The sequence below is a fragment of the Streptomyces sp. S07_1.15 genome, assembly GCF_020739505.1.
GTDB lineage: Bacteria > Actinomycetota > Actinomycetes > Streptomycetales > Streptomycetaceae > Streptomyces > Streptomyces xinghaiensis.
Genome location: NZ_JAJBZK010000001.1, coordinates 1,220,182 through 1,247,099 on the forward strand (window position 1 = coordinate 1,220,182; position 26,918 = coordinate 1,247,099).

Consider the following 26,918-nt stretch of genomic DNA (forward strand, 5'->3'; position numbering starts at 1 on the left):
GGGAAAATCATGCGTATCCCGCGTACCCGCACACGCCCTGCGGCACTGGGCGTCGCCCTTGCCGCGACGGCAACACTGTTCGCCGGCGGCACGGTTCAGGCCGCCCCCGCTCCGGCCCCTCGGTCGGACGTGTCCGTGCAGGGATACATTCCCGGCAAGGACGTGGTGGTCGGGCAGTGCAAGGGGTGGCTGAACAAGAGGGCCTCGGACGGATACGTCCAGGCCCTCGGCCAGTCCTGGAACAACCACGAGTGCGTCTTCGTGCTGCAGCGCAAGCGGGTGGGATCCGGCGGCTACAACTGGACGGCCGTCTCGAACGGCTACTGGATCCTGAACGGCAAGAAGTCGACCGGATACCACTGGAACGGCAAGAACGCGGGCTCTCGCGTCTGCCTGTGGAACTACACGACCGGCGTTTCACGCTGCGGCGAGGGCGCCTGGTAGAAGCGGGGCACGGACGACAACCCGCCTGCGGCCGTACCCCGGGCCCTTGAGAGGTCGGATCCGGGGCCTGTATGAGCATGGGGTACATCCCGCACCGCGCAGTCGGCGAGGGGTCTCACAGCCGGGCCCCACCGGCTGCGCCACCCCTCGTTGCCGTTCTCCGGCGCCAGGCGCGGGTGGGCGCGGCGGGCACTGCACTCCGTCGGGGGCCCCGGACCGGCCGCACCCGGTGCGGGCCCCCTCCCAGGTCGGCCGCGCGGCGCGTCCGCCCCCTTTCGGCCCACTGGGACCTGCGGAGGAGGGGTGTGGCGCGGCTTCTCAGAGTCCGCGGATCCTCCGCCCGGCCTCCGTGGCCGGGTAGAGGATCGCGTCGGCGACGCGGCCGCCGGAGTCCTTGACGCCGCCGCTGAAGTTGAGGCGGCCGGAGGCGCCGGTCTTGGCGGCGACGCCGTCCCAGTACGCCGCCTCCCGCTCCCAGCGGATGCCACCGAGCAGGCGGTCCAGGTCTTCGGGGCCGATGCGGGAGGCCGCCTCGCTCCACGGCGTGGTGTGGTGGGCGGCGATCCCCACCCCGGCGAGAACGGCCGGAGCGGTGAGCGCGCTGCGGCTCGCGAAGTCGGGGAAGCGCTCGGAGATCAGCCGTGCCAGCAGCGGCACGACGAAGCCCTCGACCTCCTCGGGCCGGGTACCGGCGGGCAGTTCGTCCTCGTGCACCGACTCGGCGGAGCGCGTGAGGCCGCTCCGCCCGTAGATGGCGGTGACGACGAGGGCGCGCAGCGCGGACAGCGTGACGACCTCGCGGTCAGCGGCCGAGGTCTGCCGCTTGCCGGCATTGACCAGCCGCCCGAAGGGCACCGGCTGCCCGTCGATGTCGACCTTGACCGAGTCGGCGACCCGGTGCGCGAGCCGGGTGCCGAAGTCCCGCTGGTCCATCGACATGGCCAGGTTCTTGGCGACAACCACGCCCCGCACGTTGCGGTCGTAGAAGATCTGCCGCGCGTCGGCCGGGGCAAGACCCACGTACAGCTCGAACGGGAGGCGCACGCGGGCGAGTTCGGGGTACGTCAGGCCGTAGGGCTCGGGGTCGTCGTAGAGGTCGTGCCAGGCGGCGGTCTGGGTCTCGCCGTCGATGGCGACGACCATGGTGCCCGGCGCGATGGTGAGAGTGCGCAGGCCGCTGCCCGGCACGAGTTCGTCGCTGATGGCGGCGAGCGGCCCGGCGTGCCAGAGGGTGATGGGCGGGGTGGACCAGGCGGCGCCGAGCTCGCCCTTGAGCCCGGCGGCGATGTACTCGGCGTACGGCCGGACGTTCTTGCCCTTCTGGGACGACTTCAGCGTTCGCTGCACGGTCGCCCGCAGTTCGGCGTGGCGGCGCACCAGGCCGGAGGCGGTCTTCAGCTTCCTCGGGTCCTCCTCGGCGCGCGGTGACGGCACGAGCTGGACGAGCGCGGGCACGGACAGCGTCCCGACGACGGCGTCGTCACGGAACGGCATGACGGTGAGCTGGGTTCCCTCGACGACGCCGGTCGGCATGGTGAGAAGCATGGTGAATCCCCCGGAGTGTGTGGTGCGCGGGCCCGGGCCGGGCCCCGCGGTGATGCCCCCGCGCGCCTTTCGGCGCGGGACGGCGACTGCTTCCACCCCTTCCCGGCGGAAGCACTCACAGGTAAGCATGGCACTGAAAGCACCGTCAAACGGCTTGACAGGCATGGGCAGCGCTATAGGGTGTTGACGTTCCCTCCCGAGAGGCTCAGGACTCCGCCCATGCCGCCGCCCACACCGTCATCCGCGCAGGTGACCGCCGCCGAGATCTCCCGTATCGCGGGCGTCACGCGCGCCACGGTCAGCAACTGGCGCCGCCGACACGGGGACTTCCCGGCGCCGGCCGGGGGTACGGACAGCAGCCCGCTGTACGACCTGGAGTCCGTGCGCGCCTGGCTCGCCTCGCGCGGCCACGCCTCGGCGGCGAGCCCGCCGGAAGAACTGCGGACAGCGCTTCGTCTGCGCCCGTCCGCCACCGGCGGCGGCACACCGGACCTGCTGCTGCTCGTCCTCGCCGCGGCGCGCCGCTCACCGGACGAGCTGACGGCCGCCCTCCGACTGCCGGACGCGGACCTCGCCGCCCGCGCGCAGCACGACGCGGCTTCCGCGGCCGACGACTCCGTGCCGACTGCCGCCGACTCCGGCGCCGGCTCCGACTCCGGCCCCGTCCGCTTCGCGCCGGGCGACGCCGCGGTGCTGCGCGCCCTGTACACCTGCGTACGCGACGAGGGCGGCCAGGCCGCCCTGGAGGTGCTCGCCGAGCGGGAGTTGGAGGACAGCGCCGCCTCCGGCGCCTACCGCACCCCCGAACCACTCGCCGACCTGCTGGCCCGCCTGCTCCCCGGCGCCTCGGCCCGCGTCCTCGACCCGGCCTGCGGCAGCGGCACCCTCCTCGCCGCCGCCGCCCGCCAAGGCGCCCGCGAGCTGTACGGCCAGGACACGCTGCCCGTGCAGGCCTGGCGCAGCGCCGTGAGCCTCCGGCTGACGGCACCGGAGGCCGAGGTCACCGTGCGCGCCGAGGACAGCCTCCGCGCGGACGCCTTCCCCGGCCTCACCGCCGACACGGTGCTGTGCAACCCGCCCTACGGCGACCGGGACTGGGGCCACGACGAGCTCGCGTACGACCCGCGCTGGGCGTACGGCGTGCCGCCCCGCGCCGAACCGGAGCTGGCCTGGGTGCAGCACGCACTTGCCCACCTGGCGCCCGGCGGCCACGCCGCCCTGCTCCTGCCGCCCGCCGTGGCCGGCCGCGCCTCGGGCCGCCGCGTGCGGGCCGAGCTGGTGCGCGGCGGGGCGCTGCGCGCGGTGATCGCGCTGCCGCCCGGGGCGTCGGTGCCGCTGCACGTCGGCCTGCACATCTGGGTGCTGCAACGGCCCGAACCGGGCGGCCCGGAGCGCAAGTCGGTGCTGTTCGTGGACACGGCGTCCGGCGCTGCGACGGGCACAGGCACAGGCACGGCGACGGGTACGACCACCGGCACGGCACCCGGCACCGCCACGGCGGCCGGACGCGGTGGAGCGGCGCCGGCCTCACGCACGCGGGGCGGGAGCCGCTCCGCCACCGTGGACTGGGCCCGGATCACGGAGCGGGCCCTCGGCGCCTGGCGGGCGTTCACGGAGAGCCCGGACACCTTCGAGGGCGAACCCGGCGTCGCGCACTCAGCCGGTGTGGTGGACCTGCTGGACGACGTGGTCGACCTGACCCCGGCCCGGCTCGTCCGGGCGTCACGGTCCGAGGCCGATCCGGCGGCGCTGTCGGCGGAGACCGACGCCGCCCGCCGCGACCTCGTCAAGGCCGCCAAGTCCCTTGCACGGACGGCCGGCCGGGAGGACTGGAGCACCGCGGGCGCCACGGCCCGCGAGTGGCGGACGGCGACGGCCTCCGACCTCGCGCGCGGCGGGGCGCTCACCCTCCTCCGCACCGCCCCGGACGCCGCGCGGGGCCGCGCGGACACCGGAACCGACAGCAGCGGCGGCAGCAGCGGCGAGCCGGAAGCCCGCCCGGTCCTCACCGGCGCGGACATCGCGACCGGCTCCGGCCCCACCGGCGACCCGGCGGAGCTGCGCGGCAGCGGCACGGCCCCCGTGATCGCCGCCGGGGACGTCCTCGTACGAGCCGTCGCGGGCGGGGGCGGCCCGATGGCCCGGGTCGCGGGCGAGGAGGACGCCGGAGCGCTGCTCGGCCCCCACGTCCACCTCTTCCGCCCGGACCCGGCCCGCCTGGACGCCTGGTTCCTCGCCGGGTTCCTCGGCGCGGAGGAGAACATCGCGGGCGCCTCGACGGGCAGCACCGTCCTGACGGTCAGCCCGGGCCGGCTGCGCGTGCCCCTGCTGCCGCTGGAGGAGCAGCGGCAGTACGGGGAGGCGTTCCGGCACGCACACGAACTCCGGGCGGAGGCACGGCGGGCGAACCAACTCGCGGAGGAGACGGCACGGCTGCTGTCGGGCGGCCTGACCGGAGGGCAACTGCTCCCGGGCGGGGGCCCGAGCCGGGGCCGGGACAGCACGGCGGGCGACAACCCGCACGAGGCGCGCTCACGGGGCGGCCAATCCCCCCGTTAGCCATACGGACCTTCGTCCGCATAGACCACACTTGTCAGCATCCGCGCCGGCCGCCCACCCGGCGGCGCGGTGGGGCGGGACAGCGGGACAGAACATTCGGGAAGGAACTCGGGATCCAGGTGAACAGCAGTAAGCACACGGAGATGGCGAACCACGCGTGGTCCGTCGCCGACCTCCTGCGGGGGGACTACAAGCAGTCCGACTACGGCAAGGTCATCCTGCCGTTCACGGTGCTGCGGCGCCTGGAGTGCGTGCTGGAGCCCACACGCGAGAAGGTCGCGGAGCTGGCGGAGCAGTACAAGGACACCGACATCGACCCGGACCGCTTCCTGCGCCGGGCCGCGGGCCACTCCTTCTACAACCGGTCCGGCCTCACCCTGAAGAAGATCGCGGCCGACCCGCAGAACGCGGCGAAGAACCTCCAGGTGTACGTGGCGGAGTACTCCGACAACGCGCGGGGCGTGCTGGAGCGCTTCGAGTTCGCCCAGCAGATCAAGCGCCTGGACAGCGCGGGACTCCTCTACCAGGTCATCGGCAAGTTCACGGACCTGGACCTGCGCCCGGAGATCGTGCCCAACCACAACATGGGCTACATCTTCGAGGAGCTGATCCGCCGCTTCGCCGAGCAGTCGAACGAGACGGCCGGTGAGCACTTCACCCCGCGCGAGGTCATCCAGCTCATGGTGCGGCTGCTCGTCGCCCCGGACGGCGACGGCCTCCAACTCCCCGGCGCCGTCCGCACGGTGCTCGACCCGGCCTGCGGCACGGGCGGCATGCTGTCCGCGATGGACGACCTCATCAAGGAGCTCAACCCGGACGCCACGGTGGAGGTGTACGGGCAGGAGCTCAACCCCGAGTCGTGGGCGATCTGCCGGTCCGACCTCATGATCAAGGGCCAGGACCCGGAGAACATCGCCTTCGGCAACTCCTTCTCCGACGACGGCCACGCCCGCCGGACCTTCGACTACATGCTGGCCAACCCGCCGTTCGGCGTGGAGTGGAAGAAGGTCAAGGAGGAGGTCGAGGCCGAGCACAAGTCGCTCGGCGAGGCCGGCCGCTTCGGCGCGGGACTCCCGCGCATCAACGACGGCTCGCTGCTGTTTCTCCAGCACATGATCTCCAAGATGAAGCCGGTGGACATGAACGGCGGGGGCGGCTCGCGCCTGGCGATCGTCTTCAATGGCTCGCCGCTGTTCACGGGCGCGGCGGGCTCGGGCGAGTCGGAGATCCGCCGCTGGATCCTGGAGAACGACTGGCTGGAGGGCATCGTCGCTCTGCCGGACCAGCTCTTCTACAACACCGGCATCTCCACGTACTTCTGGATCCTGACCAACCGCAAGAGCCCGGACCACAAGGGCAAGGTCGTGCTGCTGGACGCCCGCGACCAGTGGCAGAAGATGCGCAAGTCGCTCGGCGACAAGCGCAAGCAACTGGGCAAGGACCACATCGCGACGGTGGTCAAGCTGTACGGCGAGGCCCTGGCCGTACGGGACGACCCGGAACACCCGCTGCACGGCAAGGTGAAGGTCTTCGCGAACGAGGACTTCGGCTACCAGCGGATCACGGTGGAACGCCCGCTGAAGCTGCGGTTCGAGGTGACGGAGGAGACGCTGGCGGCGCTGGTGGCGTCCAAGCCGATCCAGAAACTGCCGCAGGCGGCGGCCCTGGCGGACGCCTTCAAGTCCCTGATGGGCACGGGCTGGAGCACGAAGCAGGAGGCTTGGCTCGCGCTGAAGGACGCGGTGGTCCAGGCCGGCGGGACGTGGCCCACGGGCGCACCGTTCAACAAGGCACTGCGGGAGGTCATCGGCGTCCGGGACCCGGAGGGCGAGGTCCAGCTCGTCAAGGGCCAGCCGGAACCGGACGCGGAGCTTCGGGACTACGAGAACGTGCCTCTGGGCGAGGACGTCGAAGGGTACCTGAAGGAGGTCCACCGGCACGTGCCGGACGCGTGGATCGACCGCAGCAAGACGAAGATCGGGTACGAGATTCCGTTCACCCGGTATTTCTATGTGTACAAGCCGCCGCGGCCGTTGGCGGAGATCGATGCGGAGTTGAAGGCGCTGGAGGCTGAGATTCAGTCGCTACTTGGGGAGGTTTCTCAGTGACTGGAAAGGCGCAGCAGGAGGTTGCACTCAAATGGGTACTGAACCTCCGCAGCGGAACCTCCTGTGAGAATCGGGTAGATGAAGGACCGATTCCCGTCATGGGCGCCGCCGGGCGGATCGGCTGGACGGTGAGGCCGAATACTACGGCGGGCTCGGTAATCATCGGCCGAGTCGGCACGGTGGGTGCAGTCAACCTCGCACAATCAGAATGCTGGGCATCCGACAACACCATCGTGGCGACTCCCGGGCCATCTCTCCACCCGTTGTACATGTACTACCTGCTTTTGAGTGCACGTCTGCCCGAATTGGCGTCCAAAACTGCGCAACCGCTACTGACCGCGACGGCGATCGGCAACCACCATTCTCGACTCCCCGACCTGGCGGAGCAGCGCCGCATCGCCGACTTTCTCGACAGCGAGACTTCCCGGATCGACCAGCTGACTTACCTTTACGGACGGCGTAGCAAGCTAACTATCGAGCGGTCCCAGAAAGTGCTGGACGAGGCGATCGGACAGTGCAAGGAATTTGTACCGCTGCGTTACATCGTTCGCTTCCGCGAGGGCCCGGGCATCATGGCTGCGGATTTCCACCCCGACGGGGTCCCACTCATCCGCATCGCTGGCCTGAAGCGGGGTGAAGTGACGCTCAGCGGCTGCAACTTCCTGGACCCAGGCAAAGTAGCTCGACAGTGGTCACACTTCCGCCTCCGCATGGGCGACCGATTGATCAGCGGGAGCGCAACGATGGGCGGGGTATCTATGGTCAGAGACCCCGCCGTCGTCGGGGCTGTCCCATATACCGGATTGATCATTTTGCGTCCAGCGCAGGCGAACATCGAGATGGAATATGTGGAGGCGTTCCTACGGTCTTCCCTGTTCTCCCGGCAGATTGATCTGCTGAAGACAGGTGCCACCATGCAGCACTTCGGCCCCACCCACCTCTCACAAGTGACGGCGCCTTTGCCTTCACTTGACCAACAGCGTCACACCTCCGCGACCGCCCGTGAGGCATTGGACCACGCCGAGCGCTTTGATGACCTGACGGCCCGCCAGGTCGGTCTTCTCCACGAACGCCGCCAAGCCCTCATCACCGCTGCCGTAACCGGCCAGTTCGACGTCTCCACCGCCAGCGGCCGCAACGTGACCGACAACCTGCCCGAACCCGAAGGGGTGACCCCATGAGCCCCGTGCACGACGAGTCCTCCTTCGGCTCCGCCATCGTCGCCGCCCTCCGCGAGCGCGGCTGGCGCGAGGCGAACGCCGAGGACTACCGGCCCGACCTCGGGTTCGACACCAACGAGCTGTTCACCTTCATCGGCGCAACGCAGCCCGACGAGTGGAACGAACTGCTCACCGTCTACGGCGGCAACCCCAACGAGGCCCAGCGCGGCTTCGCCCAGCGCCTTGACCGGGCCATCGCCGACGACGGGCTCCTCCACGTCCTCCGGAACGGCGTCAAGGACCGGGGCGTCCGGCTCCGCGTCGCCTACTTCAAGCCCAACCTCATCTCCGCCGACTCCGTGCTCGACGGCTACCGGGCCAACCGCCTCACCGTCGTCCGCGAACTCCCTTACGCCACCAAGCAGGCCGACTGGGGCCACCGCCTCGACCTGACCCTCTTCCTCAACGGAATCCCGGTCGCCACCGCCGAGTTGAAGAACCCGCTCACCGGCCAGGGTGTCGAGCAGGCCAAGGAGCAGTACCGGACCGACCGCGACCCGACCGAGCTGATCTTCACCCGGCGCGTGATCGCGAACTTCGCCGTCGACCCGGACCTGGTGTTCGCCACCACCCAACTGCGCGGCAAGAGCACCCGGTTCTTGCCCTTCAACACCGGCTCCAACGGCCCCGGCCTCCCCGGCGGGGCCGGGAACCCGGCGCCCACCGCTCACGGCACGTACGCCACGTTCTACCTCTGGGAGCAGGTCTGGCAGCGGGACAACTGGCTCGACCTCCTCCAGCGCTTCGTCCACCAGCAGAAGCACAAGACACCGGGCGGCTCCACCACCAAGTCGACGATCTTCCCCCGCTTCCACCAGTGGGACGTGGTCCGCAAGCTCACCGCCCACGCGGCCACCCACGGCGCCGGGGAGAACTACCTGGTCATGGCCTCCGCCGGCTCCGGCAAGTCGAACACCATCGGCTGGCTGGCCCACCGTCTCAGCGATCTCCACGCCGACAACGACCCGACCGCCCTCGACGCCGAGGCCGTCGCCGCCCACCGCATCAAGGCGGGTGAGCCGGTCTTCGACAAGGTCATCGTCATCACCGACCGCCGCAACCTGGACGCCCAGCTCCGCGAAACGGTCGGCGGCTTCTCGCAGACGGACGGCCTGGTCGTCAAGGTCGACGAGAAGCACGGCGCCAAGAGCGAGCAGCTCGCCCGCGCCCTCTCCCGGGACACCGGGAAGATCGTCACCGTCACCCTGCACTCGTTCCCGGCGCTGCTGGACTACATCAAGCGCAACCCCACCGAGATCAAGGGCACCCGCTTCGCGGTCATCGTGGACGAGGCGCACTCCTCCCAGTCCGGTGACGCCGCCACCGCCGTGAAGTCCGCCCTGCGCGACCTCGGCCTGGACTCCGACTCGGACGACCAGGGCGCGACTACCGTCACCGTGGACGAGAAGCTGAAGTCGAAGGCCGTGGCGCGCTCCCGCGCCGCCAATCTCTCCTACTTCGCCTTCACCGCCACCCCCAAGGCGAAGACCCTCGAACTTTTCGGCACGGGGGGCGTGGAGAACGGCAAGACCGTCTACCGGCCCTTCCACACCTACTCGATGCGCCAGGCCATCGAGGAGGGCTTCATCCTCGACCCGCTGCGCAACTACGTCACGTACAACACCTACTGGAAGCTGGCGAACCTCAACCGCGACGAGAAGGAGGTCGATCCCTCCAAGGCGAACAGCCTGCTCGCCCGGTTCGCGCTGATGCACGAGCACACGGTGTCGCAGCACGCCCAGGTGATCGTCGAGCACTTCGTCGCCCACACCCGCGGCCGGCTCGGGGGGCGGGCCAAGGCGATGGTGGTCACGGCCTCCCGGCAGTCCGCCGTGGAGATGGCCCGCGCCATCCGCAGCTACATCCGGGACCGCGACTACGACACCAAGTACCCGGACCTGGGCGTCCTGACGGCCTTCTCCGGCTCCCTCACCATCGACGGCGAGGAGACCACCGAGAGCAAGGAGAACGGCGGCCTGTCGGAGAGCGCGCTGCCGAAGGCGTTCGCCTACACCCGCCCCGACGACAAGGCCGCGAAGGCCGGCGGCAAGGGGCAGCAGGAGTACCGCATCCTCGTCGTCGCCGAGAAGTTCCAGACCGGCTTCGACCAGCCGCTCCTCACCACGATGTACGTCAACAAGACGCTGACCGGCATCGCCGCCGTGCAGACCCTCTCCCGCCTCAACCGCACCCACGACCGCAAGTCGCAGGCCGACCTCGCCGTCCTGGACTTCGTCAACGAGGCCGAGGACATCCAGGACGCCTTCCGCCCGTACTTCGAGGAGGCGCACACCCTGCCCTCCGACCCGAACCTCCTCTACTCGGCGCAGAGCCGGGTCATGTCCGCCCCGGTCATCTCCGAGCAGGACATGGACGCGTTCGTGGCCGCGTACTTCGCGGCGCAGGAGAAGGCGGCCGGCTCCCAGGCGAAGTGGGAGAAGCTGCACGCCGAGCTGTACCGACTCCTCTCCCCCGCCGTCACCCGCTTCACGCAGCTCCTGGAGAGCGACGAGGAGGACGACACCGAGACGGCCGAGGACTTCCGCGCCAACCTCAACGACTACGTCCGGAAGTACGGCTTCCTCGCGCAGATCGTCCCGTACCAGGACGCCGAGCTGGAGCGCCTGTACCTCTACGGGCGCTACCTCCTCAACCGCCTCCCCCGCCTCGCGGACGGCGGCGTCGACATAGGCGAGGTGGACCTGAGCCACCTGCGGGTGGAGAAGACCGGCGAGCACGACGTGTCCCTCAACCCCGAGGGCGCGGCCGAACTCATGGGCTTTGGCGACGGGGTGGGCGGCTCCAAGGACGCCGAGAAGTCACTGCTGTCCGAGCTGATCGACAGGTTCAACGCCAAGTTCGGCACGGAGTTCACCAAGGAGGACGTCCTCCCGGCCTTCAACGCCACCAAGGAGGACCCGAAGGTCCGGGCCGCAGCCCTCGTCAACGACGAGCAGAACTTCGGCATCGTCTTCGACAAGAAGTTCGAGGAGAACATGATGGACCACGTCTCCACCATCGACACCCTCGGCAAGCGCTACTTCGGCACCGACCGCGACTTCAAGTCCACCCTCGACCGCAGCGCCCGCCGCGCGGCCTGGCGCATGATCCGCCGCGAGGAGGGCCTGGACGAAATCTGACGGGCGGCGCCGGGCGCCCGGCTCGGGGTATGAGGCGCCGGGCGCCCCGCCCGCGGCCCGGCCCGGCAGCGTTTGCCCTGTGGCCGGCGGCCCGAGCGCAGGCGCCGGATTGATTCGCCCATCTCGCGCGGAAGCACGCGCCGCTCATCGCCTGTACACACGACGAACGGCCCCAGAGCCCGGGAGTGATCCCGAGCTGTCTGGGGCCGTTCCGTGCGTTCGGTGGTCCTTATTCAGCGGTATAGCGCAGTGCGTCCCCGACTCGCTGTCGCAGCGAACCGGTCAACGGCCCATCGAGAGGCAGTGGGTTGCTCGGCAACCGCTCACCGCGCGACTTGGCGACCCGCAGAACGTCCGTCAAGCACTCGGCGAGCCGCCGCGCCACATAGGCCAGTTCGTCGCTGCCGAGCTTCCCGCTGTCCAGCACGCCCAGCGCGAGCCCGAGCACAGTGTCGGCCGCGTCGACTTGCTGAGCTTCGATGAAGTCGGCGAGTCGGGACAACGGCCCATCCGGGTTGCCGTCCGGGACCATGGCGGGCTTGCCTTCCGGCCCGTCCCACGGAAGCCGCCGCAGCCGTTCGCCGCTCACGCCTCCACCTCCGCGTAGTCGGCTCCGGCCGTGGCGCGGAAACAAGCCAGCGCGTAGGGGCAGACCAGTTCGATCTCTTCCCCGTCCAGTGGTTCCGGCGCGGGCAGCGGCACCACCGGCCGCGTCCTCGGTCGCTGCTGCGCTTGCCGCGCCCGTCGCTTGCCGCGCGGGGGCAGGAAGATCGCCACTAGCCATTCGAGTATCGTTCGCAATGTCGTTCGCTCCATTCCAGCGTTCGGCCACGCCCCGGGACAGTTCGCCGCTGCCGCCGGGGTCCTTCTCGGCGATACCACGGTACGCCATGGATAGCCACGGTGCACCACGGTCTGCCGATGCGAACCCGGGTGTACCGCGCGAAGGTGTTCGTATGGCTGAGTACGAGTGGCAGCGGGTGGCGCGGGAGATCAGCGCGGATATCGATTCTGGGCGCATCCCGCCGGGCGGAGCGTTGCCCAGCATCGTGCGTCTCGCTGAGCAATACGGGGTTGCCGATCACACGATCCGGCGCGCACTGAGGGAGCTGCGGGAACGCGGGTTGATCGAGACACTGCCGCACAAGGGCTCGTACGTGCTTGGCGACGAATCCCCAGGTCAAGACATGTAGTCCTTCGCCGGCCGGTCCATGAGGTCCTTCGGGGTGCCGGCCCGGCTGTTCGACCCGCCGTAAGAGCCCGGTCACGACCTGCTCAACACCGGACCCACTCCCGGTTCCATCTGCGTCCTGCGCGAACTCGACGGCCTCCGGCGCCTTCTGGAGCGCCACAAGGCGTACGGGCCGGTGCGTGAGTACCTGGTGCGCTTCGACGACGCCCGACGCGCCAGAATGCTTCTGCTGGCCGACATCATTCCGTCGTCACCGGGAGGCACTTCCGTATGACGCCCGCCGCAGACACTCCCACGCCTGCCGACCCGGAAGCCTGGAACGCCTATCTTGCGGAAGGCAACGCCAAGCAGGCCCGCAAGCGGGTCGCCGCGGACATCCTGCTGCGGGACCCCTCTGGGCACGTCCTTCTGGTGAACCCCACCTACAAACCGGACTGGGACCTGCCCGGAGGGATGGCGGAGGACAACGAGCCACCGGAGCGGACCGTTGAGCGGGAGCTGGTGGAAGAGCTCGGCCTGCGGGTGACCGTGCGCGGACTGCTGGTGGTCGACTGGGTTGCGCCGCACGGGCCTTGGGACGACCAGCTCGCGTTCGTCTTCGACGGCGGCACGATCGGCCGGGACCAGGCCGGCCGGCTGAGACCACAGGACGGAGAGCTCTCGGAGATCGCCTTCGTCCCGCCGGCTCAGACCCCGCGGCTGCTGGGAGCCCGCACGGGCCGCCGCCTCACCGCCGCGCTGGACGCCCTCGCTGCCGGCCGAGCACGGTACCTGCGGGACGGGATACCGGTGGGGTAGCGTCCGGCCCCGCTGCGGCCCACCAAGCGCTCGACGACGCAGCCCGCGTCGACTCCACCCTCGTCGTGTCCCGGCTCAACACGCTGCTGGACGCGGCCCGCCCCTACGAGACCGCCGCGATCGACGACGTACGGACCCGGGCAAAGGAACTGGCCGCTGCCCGGCCGACCACGATCGCGGCCTGAGAGCATCGAGCGCATGGGCAAGCACCGCCGACCCGGACCGTCGAACCAACCGTCGCGCGCTGTGCCGCGCGTGGACGCCGACGACCCACTCGCCGCCTACAACAAACGGCGCCGCCCTCCGATGGACCTCTACCGCCGTCACCGGCCCGTGCACGGCGGCGCCGGCCACCTCCGGCCCGACGAGCCGCGCGTCCTGGAGGAGTGGACCGGGTTCATGTATGAGGTGGTCGGCACTGCTCCCAGCCTCGCGGCCGCCCAGGAATGGGGGAACGAACTCCAGATCGGCGGCGACAGCGCAACTTGATGCCCCGTGACGAGAAGCATCCCGGCCCACGGCCGGTGCGATGGCCTATTGAACGCAGCCACCGCAGCCTCGACCGGACACCCGCCGGACATGTCCGGCACGCGAAGCGCCTGGTCAAGCCAGCTTGTCGCGAGAGGCGGTCGGAAAACTGGAGATCACCGGTCAGTGTCAGCTCACGTATCCCGTAGGCCGCGAGTGTGCCCCCGCTGCGTGCCACTGCGTGCCCGCCCGACGATTCGGGCGACTGTGACCCCGCCAACACGGAAGCCTGTGACCCCGCGTACTGACCTGAAAGGCTCGCCACCATGGATTGGGAGAGCAAGGCAAGCATCCTCGCGGACCAGGTGACCGACCCGGATTCACGGTGGCTCGCCCCTGTGGCACGTGTCGCCCGTCATGAGTTGGTGCCCCGCTGGTGGGACGTGGACGACTCGGGCCGGTGGGTACTGCGCGACGGACCGAGCGACCCGGAAGCGTGGATGGACGCCGCGTATGCGGACCGGTCCCTGATCACCAGGGTTGGCACGCTGCACGCCGACCACGCTGAACCCGGAGACCAGCCCGAGGGACTGCCGACATCATCCGCGACCATGCCGAGCCTGGTGGTGCGGATGCTGCAACACGGGCGACTCGGGGACGGGCTGTCCCTGCTGGACTTGGGCACCGGAGCCGGCGGGCTCACCGCCTACGCCTGTCACCGACTCGGGGACAACCACGTGACGAGTCTGGACGTGGACCCGTACCTGGTCAGTGCAGCCCGGGACCGGCTCGCCGACATGGAGTACCGCCCGAAGATGATCTCGTCGGACGCCACCAAGAACGTGCCCGGCTCGTATGACCGCATCGTGTGCACGGTCGCCCTAGCGCCCGGTCCGGGACTCCGCGCGGTGCTCGCCGCGCTGGAACCCGGCGGACGCATTGCGACGACCCTGGCGCGCACGTCCCTGATCATCACCGGGTGGAAAGACCGGAACGGGGACGTGGTGGGCACGGTCGCGCGGGACATGGCGGGCTTCATGCTCACCCGGTCCGGCGACGACTACCCGCCCGCCCTGGCCGAGCTGTTCGCCCTCGCCCGTGAGGCAGACGGGGATGAGACCAGCACGGGTCGCTATCCCGTAGTGGACGTGGCGAACGCATGGGAACTCCGGTCCATGCTGGAAATCACGGCACCGGGTACGGAACTCGGATACGAGACCAGCGGGCGGACGCGAACCGCCTATCTGGTGCACCCGGACGGATCATGGGCACGCGCGTCCGCAGAGTGGACCGACCCGCCGACCGTGCACGAGGGCGGACCGCAGCAGCTCTGGTCCGCGCTCGAACGCATCCGCAACCGGCTGAACGCGGAGGGCTCGTTGCCGTTGCTCGGTGCGCGCGTGCGCATCACGCCCGATGGGGTGTGCCACCTGTCCCGGGGGCGGTGGCGCGCATCCATGGGGGCGCGATAGCCCCCGGGACCGCGAGCCCTCCTGACAGTCCACGTGCCGGTCCCCGGCACCTGATCCGACTCCGCCACCCCCGAAGCGGTGAGGGCGCCACCCCGGCCCCGTCCATGTGCCGCCCCTGTGGCGCATGGGCGGGGCTCGGACGGCGGTGAGTGCGTCGAGGTCGCTGACGGCTTGGTCGCCGCCGTTCCCGTACGCGACAGCAAGAACCCGCACGGCCCGGTGATCACGTTCCCGGCGGAGGGCTGGGACACGTTCATAGCGGCCGTGAGGCGCGGCGACCTGGGCGCCTGATCCGGGCACGGCAGGCGCCGAAACGCGGCCGGCGCCCCCTCGCCCGCCGACCGGGCGGGCGAGGGGCCGTCGTCGTGCTCGGTCAGGAGTTGCTCCAGTCCATGGCGTAGTCGCCGACCGGTTCCCTGATGATGACCAGGCGCTGGGCGTCCGGGTCCCAGATGCCCACGGCGCCCGTCTGGTTGTCCACGTACGTCACCTGCCCGATGCGGTCCATCTGGCGTGTGTAACCGGGGACTTCGGGGTACTGCGCCTGTCCCGTGGAGGACCCCACGTCCGGCATGGTGTATCCGTAACCACTGCCCGCGGGGACCGGGGCCATGGGGTAGGTGTACTGCGATGCTTCGTATGCGTCCTCGTATTCCGTTCCGCCCATCGGGGCGTCTTCCATTCCGCCCATCGCTTCGTCGCTTTCGTAGCCCGGCTCCGCCACCTCGCCGCCCGGCACATGGGCCGCTTCCACCTCACTGGTGAGGCGCCTGAGCGACCTCTCAGCCATGTGCAGCATGCGGGCCATCGACGACACGGTGTACTCCGCGCTGAGCGCGGCCACGGTCTGAGCCAGGGCGGCGGACATGCTGCTGGGCTCGACGTGGGACGTCGTCTTGCCCTTCTCCCGGCGGCGCCACTCGGAGTGGAAGTGGTCGTCGGCCTCCATCTGCGCCTTGATCGTGGCCCAGCCGCTGGATTTGTCGTTCATGGATTTGCGCTTCGGCTTGGACTCCTTCTTCTTCTTGCCCGACTCCGACTTCTTCTCGGCGTATTTGCCCTTGTCCGGCCTGCGGGTGACGGGCTCACCGGCTTGGCGGCCGTCGCGGGCCTCGTGACCGGTCTTGTCCTTCACGTAGCGGTAGATGGCGGACTTGATGCCCTCCATGGTCCGATTGCCGTCCACCTCGCTGATGATCTCGGCGAGCTCGGGGCGGCTCGCCCTCCCGACCTCCTCCCAGTATTTGAAGAGGTCCCTTTTCTCGTCCGACGTTCCGTTGAGCCAGGTCTCCTGGATCTGCCGCCGGTGTTCGGGATCGGTGATGATCCGGTCGGCGCGGAGTCTGGACTTGATCTGGTCCGACCCCTTACCGACGCGGGCGGACCCCGCCTGCGTGGCCCCGATGTCCTGCTTGCGGTCGTACGAGGAGAACACCGGATTGCCGCTGTCGTCGTAGTCCATCTCGATGTCACTCAGGGACGGGGTGCGGTAGTTCCGCCGTGCGGCGAGCCCGGCCTCCACGATGCTCTCGGGGCCGTTGTTCTCGTACGCGTCGGCGGGCGGCTCCATGCGTGACAGGGCGGGAGTGGCCGGCAGTTGCGAGGCCAACTCCATCATGTAGTCCTTGAAATCCGGGTCGTTGACGACGTGAGCCTGGTGCCTGTAGAGGTTCTCGAGCGATTCCCAGTAGTAGAAGCCCGGGTTCGGGTCGTAGTCGAGGGCGCTGAATCCCGCCTTGCTCCGGTAGTACTCCAGGGCCGCGGTGCAGCAGAGACACCCCCGGTACCTGCCCATGATGGCGTGCTGCCCCCGGACCTCCTTGGGTTTGATCCCGGATCTGTGCAGGGCCAGGAGCAGCTTCTGTTCCGCGTGCAGCAGCCCCTTCTCCTCCTTGAAGGTGATCAGGAAGATCGAGCCCTCATACTTCTCATCGGTCAGCAGCTTGTGCAGTTGCGGATGACTGATGTCCACGAGGGCCACCGGCTTGCCGTGGCGCTCCCGCAGCGCCTCGGCTGTCGCGTCGTCCTCGTCACCGCGCTGACCTGCCATGACGGCCTGGGTCTTGACGTCGGCCCGGTTCACGCGGTCGGAGTACTCCCTCGCGTCCGGCCCTGCCATCCCCCGCTCCCGGCCCGCCTGGCTCTGGTGGGTCGACACCAGCGCCGCGTATCCGTCCTCGCTGCCGTCGGTCGTGTATGCCTGGAGCGCGTCCATCGACTCATTGAAGTTCGAGGCGAAGAGCAGCCGGTTGTTGATCAGCATGCCCTGGACCTCGCGCTCGCGGTTGTCCCTGGCCCCCTGGGCCTCCTGAACGGCCGCTATGGCGTCGTAGACCAGGAAGCCCTGGTGCGACAGGGTCTGGGAGGTGGCGTCATCCTCCATGGAACGCGCGTACCGCCTCCGGACCTCGTCGGGGCCCTGACCGTGCCGTCCGCCTCCGTAAGCCTTCGTCCACTTCTCCTTGACGCCCGCTTCGATCTCCTTCGCGTTCTGCCGGGCCGACTTCGGCTTCTCCTTCTTCTTGTCGTCCCTGCCGCCCATGCGCTGGACGGGAGCCGGACCGGGGGCGAGGAGCCGGGCGACGGCGCTGTTGCCGGCCGAGCCCTGCAGGGAGCGCATCCGCGCGGCGACCGCGTCACCGACCGACCGCTGCACGGCCGGGGCCGGGGCCGACGCCGTTCCGTCGTGCCGGCCGCCGACGGAGGGCGCTGTTTCGGCCCCCGCCGCGAACGCGGCGCCATCGGCCGCCGCCGTCCGTTCGGAGTCCTGGTGCGGGTTGGTCACGCTGACCCCGGCGCCGTTGTCGCTCCCCGTCTCGCGCACGCCTCTGAGGTTCTTGTCGACGTGCCCGAGCTCGTGGCCGATGACCTCCGTGTTGCCGGTCGCCCCCGGGCCCAGGAAGACATGGGCCCCCACCGTCATCGCCTGGGCGCCCAGTGCCTCCGTCGCGCGCTGCGCCACCTGGTTGTCGTGGATGCGGGCGCCGGAGAAGTCGTTCCGGTAGAAGGCGTCCGCCTCGGCGCGCAGGGCCCCGGGAAGCGGCCGGCCCGATGAGGCCATGGCGGACTGCAACAGCGCGCTCTGCGTGGCCGGATCGGCGCCGCCGCCTCCGCCGCCGTCGTGGCCGCAGCCGGCGCCGTGGACGTGCTGGTCCTCGTCCGGAGTGCGGGCGACGATCCCGGGACCGGCCAGGCGCTGGATCAACGTGATCTCCGCGGAGGTCAGCGGACCGTGCGCAGACGTGCCGGGGCCGGAGGCCGCATGCCGCGGACTCTGTCCGCCGCCGGCATCCCTGTCCGACTGTTCCGACCGCGAGCGCATGCGTGCCACCTTCGTTCACCGGATGAGGTTGCTGCATCCTTCATCGTGCACACGTGGTGACGCGACACCAGAGGCCACCGCGTGCGCACACGGGCAGATCCGACTGCCCCGAAGGGCGATGCGGTGCGTCGGGCCGCTTTTCGGAAACGGCCACCGCGCCTGCTCCGTCACCCGGTACGGGTCCCGGCTGGACGCCCCGGCCCCGCACCGGCGAAACTGATGGCCCATCACATACGGAGACGACTGCGGACGCCCGGCGGGGCGAAGGGCGGGAGCCAGGTGCCGGAGCCACAGCCACAGCCACAGCCACAGCCACAGCCACAGCCACAGCGGATCGCGGGGCGCTACGAGCTGCTGGAGCAGTTCGGGCACGGCGGCATGGGGGACGTGTGGCGGGGCTATGACGCCGTCCTCGACCGGCCCGTCGCCGTGAAGCTCATCCGGCCGCAGGCCGTGGCCTCGCCCTCGGTGGCGGAGGAGTTCGAGAAGCGGTTCCGGCGCGAGGCGCGGATCACCGCGCGGATCCAGCACCCGGGCGTGCCGCAGGTGTACGACGCGGTGCTCGACGAGTCGTACGAGCAGCTGTTCCTGGTGATGGAGCTGGTCGACGGCGTGCCGCTCACCGCGTACGTGCACCCGCACCGGCCGCTCCCCGTGAGCTGGGCGGTGGCCGTGGCGGCGCAGGTGGCGACCGTGCTGTCGTACGCCCACGACGTTCCCGTGGTGCACCGCGACCTCAAGCCCGGCAACATCCTCGTCGCCCGCGACGGCACGGTGAAGGTGCTGGACTTCGGCATCGCGGCGATCCTGCGGACGGACGTCACCAAGCTGACCGCGACCGGCAGCCCCGTCGGGACGCACCAGTACATGGCGCCGGAGCAGGTGCGCGGCGCCCGGGTCACACCGCGCACCGACCTGTACGCGCTGGGCTGCGTGCTGCACGAACTGCTGTGCGGCTGGCCGCTGTTCACCGGGGAGAGCGAGTGGCAGCTGATGACGCAGCACGCCACCGCGGCACCGATCCCCCTCCGCGAGCTGCGGGAGGACGTACCGGAGGCCCTGGAGGAGCTGGTCCTGCACCTGCTCCGCAAGGCCCCCGAGGCGCGCCCCGCGGATGTGCAGGAGGTGTACGAGCGGCTGCGGCCGTTCCTGCCGCCGCCCGGGGAGGAGTCCGCGCCGGAGGAGGCGGGGCCCGCCGGGACGCCCGACCCGACCGGGATCTTCCGCCGCCCCTACTCGCCCCGCGCCCGTACAGGCACCGGTGCGGGCGGTGCCCGGCCGACCGAGCCCGCCGCCGGCCCGGACGTGCCGCCCGCGCTGCCCGCGGCCGAGCGGGAGGCGCTGCGGGAGCGTATCCGCGAGGTCCACGCGCACTACGTCGCCCTGATGGAAGAGGAGCGGTACGCGCAGGCCACCGAGGTGGTCGGCGAGATGGTCGAGCCGGCCGGGCGCGCCCTGGGCGCGGAGAGCAAGGCGGTCCTGGGGCTGCGGATGCGCCGGGCGGTCAGCCGTCAGCTCGCGGGCGACCACCGGGCCGCGCTGCCCGAGTTCGAAGCGCTCGCCGAGGCGTACGCGCGCGTGAGCGGGCCCGGCAGCGCGGAGGTGCTGGACAGCCGGGCGCAGGCGGCGCGCTGCCGCGGCGAACTCGGCCAGGTGACGGAGGCGCTGGCCGGGCTGCGCGGTGTCCTCGACGCCGTCCGCTCCGTCGACGGCGACGTGAGCGAGACCGCCGTGGAACTGCGCCGCGACATCGGCATGCTGCTCCTCGCGCAAGGGCGGGCGGCGGACGCCTTCGCCGTCCTGGAGCCGCTGCACGCGGACCTGTGCGTGGTGTTCGGCCCGGACGACGAACTCGCCGCCGAGGTGGACGGGACCCTGGCCGTGATCCGGCTGGATCTCGACGGGGACGCCCCCGGCTCGCCTTCCTGACCTGCCGGCGGGCCCGTCCCGGCCCGCCGGTTCCCCGTCCCGAACCGCCGGTTCCACCTGCCTCGCGGCCCGCCCGGCCCCTAGGATCCCGTCATGCCGCAGCTCGCGTTCGACATCGGCTTCTTCGCCGAACTCCCCAAGCTCCAGCCGCCCGTGCGGAAGGGCGTCCTCGACGCCTGGGAGAAGTTCGGCCGGCTCACCCTCGACCAGCTCTTCAGGGATCCGGGGCTGAAGCTGGAGAGCCTGACGCACGCGAAGGACCAGCAGATCCGGACGATCCGCATCGACCAGTTCTGGCGCGGTGTCGTCCTCGCCCCGCCCTCCGGGGACACCTTCGTGCTGCTGCGGGTCATGCAGCACGACAAGGCCATCGCGTGGGCGAAGAAGCAGAAATCCAGCATCAACGAGGTGACCCGGGCCGTCGAGATCCGGGACGCGGCCACCCTGGACGAGATCACCCCGGCCTACGAGCGGGTGGCGGAGTCCTCGCCGAAGCAGCGGCTGTTCGCCAAGTTCTCCGACGGCGACCTGACCGCGCTGGGCATCGACGCCGAGACGCTGCGGCAGGCCCGGACGCTCGTCGACAAGGAGCAGCTGGAGGTCTTCGCGCCGCTGCTGCCGCAGGACCAGCGGGAGGTACTGCAGTACCTCGCGGCGGGCTGCACGGTCGAGGAGGTGTGGCAGGACATCGTGGCGCCCGCGCTGCAGGCGCAGGCGTCGGAGCAGCCGGTGGACGCCGGGGACTACGAGACCGCGATCCGGCACAGCGGGGCCCGTATCGCGCTGGTCACGGCCTCCGAGGAGCTGCGGGACATCCTCGACAAGCCCTTCGCGGCCTGGCGGGTGTTTCTGCATCCCTCGCAGCGGAAGGTGGCGTACCGGGCCTCGTACTCGGGGCCCGCCCAGGTCAGCGGCGGGCCGGGGACCGGCAAGACCGTCGTGGCGCTGCACCGGGTCAAGCACCTGCTCGGGTATCTGCGCGACGGCGAGCGCATCCTGCTCACGACGTACACCAACGCGCTGGTCAACGCGCTCCGTTCGGGCCTGGAGTCCCTTGTGGAGGACCCGGAGCTGCGCGGGCGCGTGGACATCTCGACGGTGGACGGCTTCGCCAGCCGTGTCGTCGCCGAGGAAACGGGCGCGGTCGCGCTGCGGCCGCTGACGCACCAGGAGGAGGAGAGCCGCTGGGGCGACGCCGCCGAGGCGACGGGCTTCACCGGCAGCGCGCAGTTCCTCGCCCAGGAGTACCGGCACGTCGTCCTGGCCCAGGACATCAGAACCCCGGCCGCGTACGAGGCGGCGGACCGGCGCGGCCGGGGCAGCCGGCTGACGGCGGCCGAGCGGCCCCTGGTGTGGGAGACCGTAGAGCGGTTCACGGCCGGCCTGGCCGCGGACGGGGCCCGCACCTGGCTGCAGACGTGCGCGGAGGCGGCGCGGCTGCTGAAGGAGAAGGGGCCGCGGTACCGGCATGTGGTGGTGGACGAGGCGCAGGACCTGCACCCGGCGCAGTGGCGTCTGCTGCGCGCGGCCGTCCCCGCCCGTCCGGACGACCTGTTCATCGCCGGTGACCCGCATCAGCGCATCTACGACGCGAAGGTGTCCCTGAAGTCGCTCGGCATCAAGGTGACCGGGCGGTCGGTGAAGCTGCGCAAGAACTACCGCAGCACGCAGGAGATCCTGCGCTGGTCCACGGCGCTGCTCGTCGGCCGCCCGATCGCCGAGCTGGAGGACGAGAACCGCCCCGACACGCTGCTCGGCTACCGCTCCGCCCTGCACGGCGACGGACCCGGCCTGCACGCGGCAGCGGACGAAGAGGCCGAACTGGACGCGCTGGCGGCCCGGGTGCGGGCGTGGCTGGAGGCGGGCGTCGGCGCCGGGGAGATCGGGGTGAGCACGCGCTTCAACAAGACGTGCGCGAAGGCTGTGGCACACCTGAAGGCCGCCGGCATCCCCGCCGCACCGCTGCGGGCCGCCGACGCCTCGGGGGAGGCGGCGGCCGTCCGCGTCGGAACGATGCACTCGTTCAAGGGACTCGAGTTCCGCTGCGTCGCGGTCATCGGCGTGAACGAGGGCGCTCTGCCCTTCCCCCGGGCCGTCACACCGCCCGAAGTGGACGCCAAGCAGCACGACACGGACCTGATGGCGGAGCGCTGCCTGCTGTTCGTCGCCTGCACCAGGGCGCGGGACAGCCTGTACGTCTCCTGGTCGGGCGAGCCGAGCCCGTTCCTGGTGGAGGCCGGGGGTGTGAAGTGAGGGGGACGAGGCCGCACGCACAGCTACGGATGCCGCTCTACGTCATCTCCGAGGAGCACAACCGCATCGTCCGCGACTCCTGACACCGTGATCACAGCTTCCGCCCCCTGGCAAGGGCACGACTTCACCGTGCTGTTCCCCCTACTGATCAGTGGAGCGGCGACCCTGGTGGCCAACACGGTGTACCTGTGCTCACAGCTCACACGGCAGGCCCGCCTGCGGTTCACGCCGTCCCGCACTTGCCGGGATGTGTCCCTGGCGGCCGTCGCCAGGAATCGCCCTTTATCTGTGGGGATGCCTCCATCTTCTGTTCCTGGAAGACCAGGAACAGGCCGAGGAATGTGAGCGCCGGCGCCCCGAAGGAGCGCCGACCCTGGTCGGGCACAGAGGAGATTTTATCCCGCTGCGTCTGATCTGCGAGTCCTCGAACGGCCGTGATTACTCCGTCATCATCCCCGACTACGTCAATCCGTCCATCGCCGTCCTGATGCTGCTGGCACTGCTCAGCGCCGCTGCCTCCGGCATCTTCCGGCGCAGGCGGCGCACGTCACAACGGGCGAAGGGCTGATCTGTTGAGCCCCACCGGCATCACCCGAAGAACGCTCTCATCGCTGCGGCCGGCTCCACCGCCGTGATCCCCGCCTCCACCGGCTTCCTCTCCTCCCCTGCCGCGGCAGCACGCGCCGCCTCAAGAACGACAAGCTGAAGAGGGTGCTGCGACGGGCCGAAGCCCTGGCCACCGCCGCGCCTGAACCACAGGATGAGAAGCGTTCGCTGAACACTGGTGAAGTACACGATCAGGCCACCAGCCGAGCCGTGATGGGGAATCATGGCGGCATGGACAGGGGAGCCGACGTGGCGGAGAAAGCCAAAGCCTTTGGCCGAGAAGCTCTGGCCAACGCAGTCGCAAGAGCCGGCGAGGACCGTCAGCGGGCGCTCACCGAGTTCCCTCGCGAGGACTGGCCCACCCTCCCGGTGGAACGATACGCACTCGGCGCGCAACAATACGGTGAAACCACCCGCTCGTTCTGCTGGCTCATGGAGTACGGAACCGAGGCGTTCGGCAGCATCCGGGGCGGGAGCGCCGCCAAGCACATCATCTATCGCCATCGCAGCGGCGAATGGCGGCTCCCGGCTCCACTGCGCAAGCTCGATCACCTGGAGGCGTGGAACACGGTCCGCCAGGAATTCGTCGAAGCCTTCAACGCCGTGGAGAGCGGCGACTTCAACCGCATCAACGACCTGAGCACACTGGTGTACGGGCAAGCACTAGTGACCAAAACACTGGCGCTCTACTTCCCCGACGAGTTCCTGCCGATTTTCTCCGCTGCCCACGTACGGCACTTCAGCGAACTCCTCGGCGGCAAGCCCTACCAAACCTACGGAGGCGTCCGCACCTGGCAGGCCAACCGGAACCTGCTCGCCCTCGTCCGGGACCGGACGACGTTCGACGGGTGGCATCCGCAGGAAGTGATGCGCTTCCTGTATCAGCATTACGACCCGCGTCCGCGCCAGCGCGCGGTGTGGAAGATCGCACCGGGCGAGCGTGGCCGGCTGTGGGATGAATGCCGCGAGGGGCAGTACATCTGCGTCGGGTGGGACGAGATCGGAGACCTCGGCCAGTACGAAAGCGACACGGAACTCAAAAGCGCCCTGGACGCCGAGTGGCCGCAGTCGACTGGCGGCAACCTGCGCTTGGCCCGGCATCTGTTGGCCTTCCGCGATCTGGAGGACGGTGACCTGGTCGTCGCCAACCGTGGCACGACCGAAGTGCTCGCGCTGGGAAGTGTCACCGGAGGCTATGCCTTCGATGAGAAGCGCACGGAGTACCGGCACACGGTCCGAGTGCGGTGGGATGAGTCCTACGCGCAGACCTTCGATGCGCCGGAGAATGCCTGGCGGCAGACGTTCGCCAAGGTTCCCGAGAAACTCATGCGGCGCATCGGGGAAGGGCGTAGGACAGCACCGCCCACCGGCACCGCGCTCGATCCGGCTCTGACCGAGCTTCCGGCCTCCATCAAATACGCTATGGACGTCCTCGAGCGCAAGGGGCAGATCATCGTCCACGGCCCACCTGGCACGGGAAAGACCCGGCTGGCGCTCAGCGTGGCCCTGGCGATGGCTGACCGGGCTGACGCGATCGAAGCGCCGGCCGTGGATCGCTCGGCGGCGGTAACCGACCTGCTCGGCAATTCCCGCGGCAGCGACATGCCGACAGTCACCATGGTGACCTTTCATCCCTCCTACGGCTACGAGGACTTCGTGGAGGGTTTCAAACCCGCCCCTGCGGAGAACGGCCCGGGGCTGAACCTCCAGTTGCAGGACGGGCTCTTCCTGCAAATCTGCAAGGCGGCCGCGGAGGCGCCGGACCGGAGATTCCTCCTCATCATCGACGAGATCAACCGTGGTGACCTGGCGCGTGTCCTCGGTGAACTCGTCACCTTGCTTGAGATGGACAAGCGGGGTATCCCGGTCAGGCTGCCGACGAGCGGGAGATGGGCCGTGGTCCCGCATAACGTCCGAGTCGTCGGCACCATGAACACGGCGGACCGGAGCATCGGGCATCTTGATGTGGCGATCCGCCGCCGCTTCGGGTTCATTGAGGTCCCCCCGGAACCCGACGCACTCGACGGATCGATCGGACCACTCGACCTCGGTGTCTTCCTCTCCGTGCTGAACGACCGCCTGGTCGCCGAATTCGGCCCGGATCACCGCATCGGTCATGCGTGTCTACTGCGGAATGACCGGCCGCTGACCACCGAAGAGGAACTCGCAACGGTCTTCTGCCACGAGATCGTCCCCCAGATCGAGGACTATGCCCTTGGCCGGCCCGAGCCGCTGCGAGCGGTGCTCGGCGAACTGGTCGATCCAGCCTCTGGACGGGTTGCCAGAATGGGTGCCCAGGATCTCGCCGCCAAACTGGCCAATGAGTTCGCAGAGACCGACGATGCCCTCGATGACTGACCACCAGACCAAGCGAACCACCCGGACTCCGCTCGTCGTCCAAGAGCACCGGTCCCTCCGACTGCACCGCGACCAGCTCACCGAGGCCGACCTTCACACGCTGACCCTCCTCCGGGACAACAGAAAAATCGGCCTGCGAGAGACCCGCGAAGGCTGGACCCTGACGGCTCGCTCCACAGTCGGCGTACTGGCACTCGACCGGGTACGGCTAGCCCTCAGCCCAAAGCTCGACATACCGGGAAACCAACTGATCACATGGCTCTGCTATGCCCAGAGCACCCCTGTACCCCACGAGCCGACCGTTCGCAGATGGCTGATCGGTGAATCCGGCTATGCCGACATTGCGCTGTCCGCTCTCCTGGCCGAGTGCTTACACCTTCTGCACCACGGGCTGCGACGCGACTACCAGCGAACCGACCGGGTCGAGCCGGTGTTGCGAGGACGGCTCGATGTACGCGCCCAGGCGACCCGCCGCTACGGCGCCGTCGACCAACTTCACGTCCAGACCTTCGAACGTGATGTACACATCTGGGAGAACCTGGTCTGCGGGGCCGCGCTGTCCGCAGCGGCGGACCTGGCCTCCGACCCCGCACTCGCCCGCGCTCTGAAGGACACAGCAGCGCGCTTTCCTCGCCCCACCCACCCCGGCGACGCGCCCCGCATGCTCGCACGAGCCCGATACACGCGGCTGAACGAGCACTACGGGCTCGCCCATACCTGGGCCCGTCTCGTTCTCGTCACAGATCGAGGAGGGGTCACCGACCTCCTGACCGAACGAGGCCTGCGGGCCGACAGCATGCTCCTCAACATGGACGTGTTGTGGGAGCGGGTCGTCCGCCAAATGGCTCACAATATCGCCACCGAGTTCGGCGGCCGTCATGTGAGCAGCGTCGGCAAACTCGGCATCAGGACGGCCGGCGATATGAGCAAGACTGAAAAGTCTTTCACCCCCGACGTGTTGCTGTGTTTTCCCGCATCGCAGCCCCGCTTCCTGCCCATTGATGCCAAGTACAAGACGTACGCCAAGAAGACCGTGAGCTCCGAGGACCGGCACCAGCTCCTCACGTACATCGCCGGCTACGCCATGCCTGGTGCCCCCCTTGCGGCCATCGTCCACCCCGGCCCTCAGGGTGCGACCCGCCGCACCCTGACCATCACCGGTCCGCGGGGAACCCTTGGCGTGATCAAAGTTCTGGGCCTGGACACCCGCCTACCACCCCACCAAGCGGCTGAACCGTTACGAGAACTCATGGAGGCCTTCTCAGCTAAATGATCTACGCGAAGCCGGGCGGGCCTTCGTTGCCGGGGCGGTACCGGACAGCCCTGCCCCGGTAGCGGGCAGACGTAAAGCCCCTGGCAGGACGGTTCTCTCCACAAGATCGTCCGCTGCGTCACCAGAGGCGAAGAACCGCCTGTACCGCGAGCTCGGGCTGCGCATGTCCTACGAGCCCGGAAAACGCAGAGTGCGGGTCGAGATTGCTCCCGACCCGCACTCCGTTGATGC

19 protein-coding genes are annotated in these 26,918 nt (G+C 69.7%); 15 read left to right on the forward strand and 4 right to left on the reverse strand.

Annotated features, from left to right (window positions below; genetic code table 11):
* The first annotated feature begins 135 nt into the window (after positions 1-135).
* Entirely contained in the window at positions 136-444 is a 309-nt protein-coding gene (locus LIX60_RS05245) for a hypothetical protein (RefSeq protein WP_227957414.1), read from the forward strand.
* A 318-nt stretch (positions 445-762) separates the two neighbouring features.
* Here the strand turns inward: LIX60_RS05245 and LIX60_RS05250 are convergent, their stop codons facing one another.
* Positions 763-1,989: a hypothetical protein gene (locus LIX60_RS05250; protein ID WP_227957415.1), complete on the reverse strand. Its 1,227-nt coding sequence runs from the start codon at positions 1,987-1,989 to the stop codon at positions 763-765.
* A 219-nt stretch (positions 1,990-2,208) separates the two neighbouring features.
* Between LIX60_RS05250 and LIX60_RS05255 the strand changes: the two genes are divergently transcribed.
* From LIX60_RS05255 to LIX60_RS05270, 4 genes are all read left to right on the forward strand, one after another.
* Entirely contained in the window at positions 2,209-4,548 is a 2,340-nt protein-coding gene (locus LIX60_RS05255) for an N-6 DNA methylase (RefSeq protein WP_227957416.1), read from the forward strand.
* Positions 4,549-4,667: 119 nt separating this feature from the next.
* Positions 4,668-6,656: a class I SAM-dependent DNA methyltransferase gene (locus LIX60_RS05260; protein ID WP_227957417.1), complete on the forward strand. Its 1,989-nt coding sequence runs from the start codon at positions 4,668-4,670 to the stop codon at positions 6,654-6,656.
* A complete protein-coding gene (locus LIX60_RS05265) occupies positions 6,653-7,837 on the forward strand; it encodes a restriction endonuclease subunit S (RefSeq protein WP_227957418.1) in 1,185 nt (394 codons plus the stop codon). Before LIX60_RS05260 ends, LIX60_RS05265 begins: the two co-directional genes overlap by 4 nt.
* Positions 7,834-11,016 (forward strand): type I restriction endonuclease subunit R, encoded by a 3,183-nt coding sequence (locus LIX60_RS05270; RefSeq protein WP_227957419.1) that lies wholly within the window; start codon positions 7,834-7,836, stop codon positions 11,014-11,016. Before LIX60_RS05265 ends, LIX60_RS05270 begins: the two co-directional genes overlap by 4 nt.
* 229 nt (positions 11,017-11,245) lie before the next feature.
* On the opposite strand, the gene LIX60_RS05275 is transcribed toward LIX60_RS05270, so the two are convergent.
* Positions 11,246-11,605 carry a hypothetical protein gene (locus LIX60_RS05275; protein ID WP_227957420.1) on the reverse strand — a complete coding sequence of 120 codons (360 nt, stop codon included), beginning with the start codon at positions 11,603-11,605 and terminating at the stop codon, positions 11,246-11,248.
* Positions 11,602-11,817, reverse strand: coding sequence for a hypothetical protein (locus LIX60_RS05280; protein ID WP_227957421.1), 216 nt, complete (start codon positions 11,815-11,817; stop codon positions 11,602-11,604). The genes LIX60_RS05275 and LIX60_RS05280 overlap by 4 nt, the downstream gene beginning before the upstream one ends.
* A gap of 155 nt (positions 11,818-11,972) precedes the next feature.
* Between LIX60_RS05280 and LIX60_RS05285 the strand changes: the two genes are divergently transcribed.
* From LIX60_RS05285 to LIX60_RS05305, 5 genes are all read left to right on the forward strand, one after another.
* Positions 11,973-12,209 carry a GntR family transcriptional regulator gene (locus tag LIX60_RS05285; protein ID WP_227957422.1) on the forward strand — a complete coding sequence of 79 codons (237 nt, stop codon included), beginning with the start codon at positions 11,973-11,975 and terminating at the stop codon, positions 12,207-12,209.
* Between the two features lie 269 nt (positions 12,210-12,478).
* Positions 12,479-13,006, forward strand: a complete 528-nt coding sequence (locus tag LIX60_RS05290; protein WP_227957423.1) for an NUDIX hydrolase — start codon at positions 12,479-12,481, stop codon at positions 13,004-13,006.
* Positions 13,007-13,252: 246 nt separating this feature from the next.
* A complete protein-coding gene (locus LIX60_RS05295; protein WP_374117799.1) occupies positions 13,253-13,495 on the forward strand; it encodes a DUF6087 family protein in 243 nt (80 codons plus the stop codon).
* A 305-nt stretch (positions 13,496-13,800) separates the two neighbouring features.
* On the forward strand, positions 13,801-14,946 hold the full coding sequence (locus tag LIX60_RS05300) for a methyltransferase domain-containing protein (RefSeq protein WP_227957425.1): 1,146 nt from the start codon (positions 13,801-13,803) through the stop codon (positions 14,944-14,946).
* A gap of 117 nt (positions 14,947-15,063) precedes the next feature.
* On the forward strand, positions 15,064-15,237 hold the full coding sequence (locus LIX60_RS05305) for a DUF397 domain-containing protein (protein ID WP_227957426.1): 174 nt from the start codon (positions 15,064-15,066) through the stop codon (positions 15,235-15,237).
* An 82-nt stretch (positions 15,238-15,319) separates the two neighbouring features.
* Here the strand turns inward: LIX60_RS05305 and LIX60_RS05310 are convergent, their stop codons facing one another.
* Positions 15,320-18,151, reverse strand: coding sequence for a DUF4157 domain-containing protein (locus LIX60_RS05310; protein ID WP_227957427.1), 2,832 nt, complete (start codon positions 18,149-18,151; stop codon positions 15,320-15,322).
* Positions 18,152-18,547: 396 nt separating this feature from the next.
* Between LIX60_RS05310 and LIX60_RS05315 the strand changes: the two genes are divergently transcribed.
* The 5 genes from LIX60_RS05315 to LIX60_RS05335 all read left to right on the forward strand — a co-directional run bounded on the left by LIX60_RS05315 (position 18,548) and on the right by LIX60_RS05335 (position 26,687).
* Entirely contained in the window at positions 18,548-20,197 is a 1,650-nt protein-coding gene (locus LIX60_RS05315; RefSeq protein WP_227957428.1) for a serine/threonine-protein kinase, read from the forward strand.
* Positions 20,198-20,290: 93 nt separating this feature from the next.
* Positions 20,291-22,450 (forward strand): DEAD/DEAH box helicase, encoded by a 2,160-nt coding sequence (locus LIX60_RS05320; protein ID WP_227957429.1) that lies wholly within the window; start codon positions 20,291-20,293, stop codon positions 22,448-22,450.
* Positions 22,451-22,697: 247 nt separating this feature from the next.
* On the forward strand, positions 22,698-23,018 hold the full coding sequence (locus LIX60_RS05325; protein WP_227957430.1) for a hypothetical protein: 321 nt from the start codon (positions 22,698-22,700) through the stop codon (positions 23,016-23,018).
* 143 nt (positions 23,019-23,161) lie between these two features.
* Entirely contained in the window at positions 23,162-25,414 is a 2,253-nt protein-coding gene (locus LIX60_RS05330) for an AAA family ATPase (protein ID WP_227957431.1), read from the forward strand.
* Positions 25,407-26,687 carry an McrC family protein gene (locus tag LIX60_RS05335; protein WP_227957432.1) on the forward strand — a complete coding sequence of 427 codons (1,281 nt, stop codon included), beginning with the start codon at positions 25,407-25,409 and terminating at the stop codon, positions 26,685-26,687. Before LIX60_RS05330 ends, LIX60_RS05335 begins: the two co-directional genes overlap by 8 nt.
* Positions 26,688-26,918: the final 231 nt, after the last annotated feature.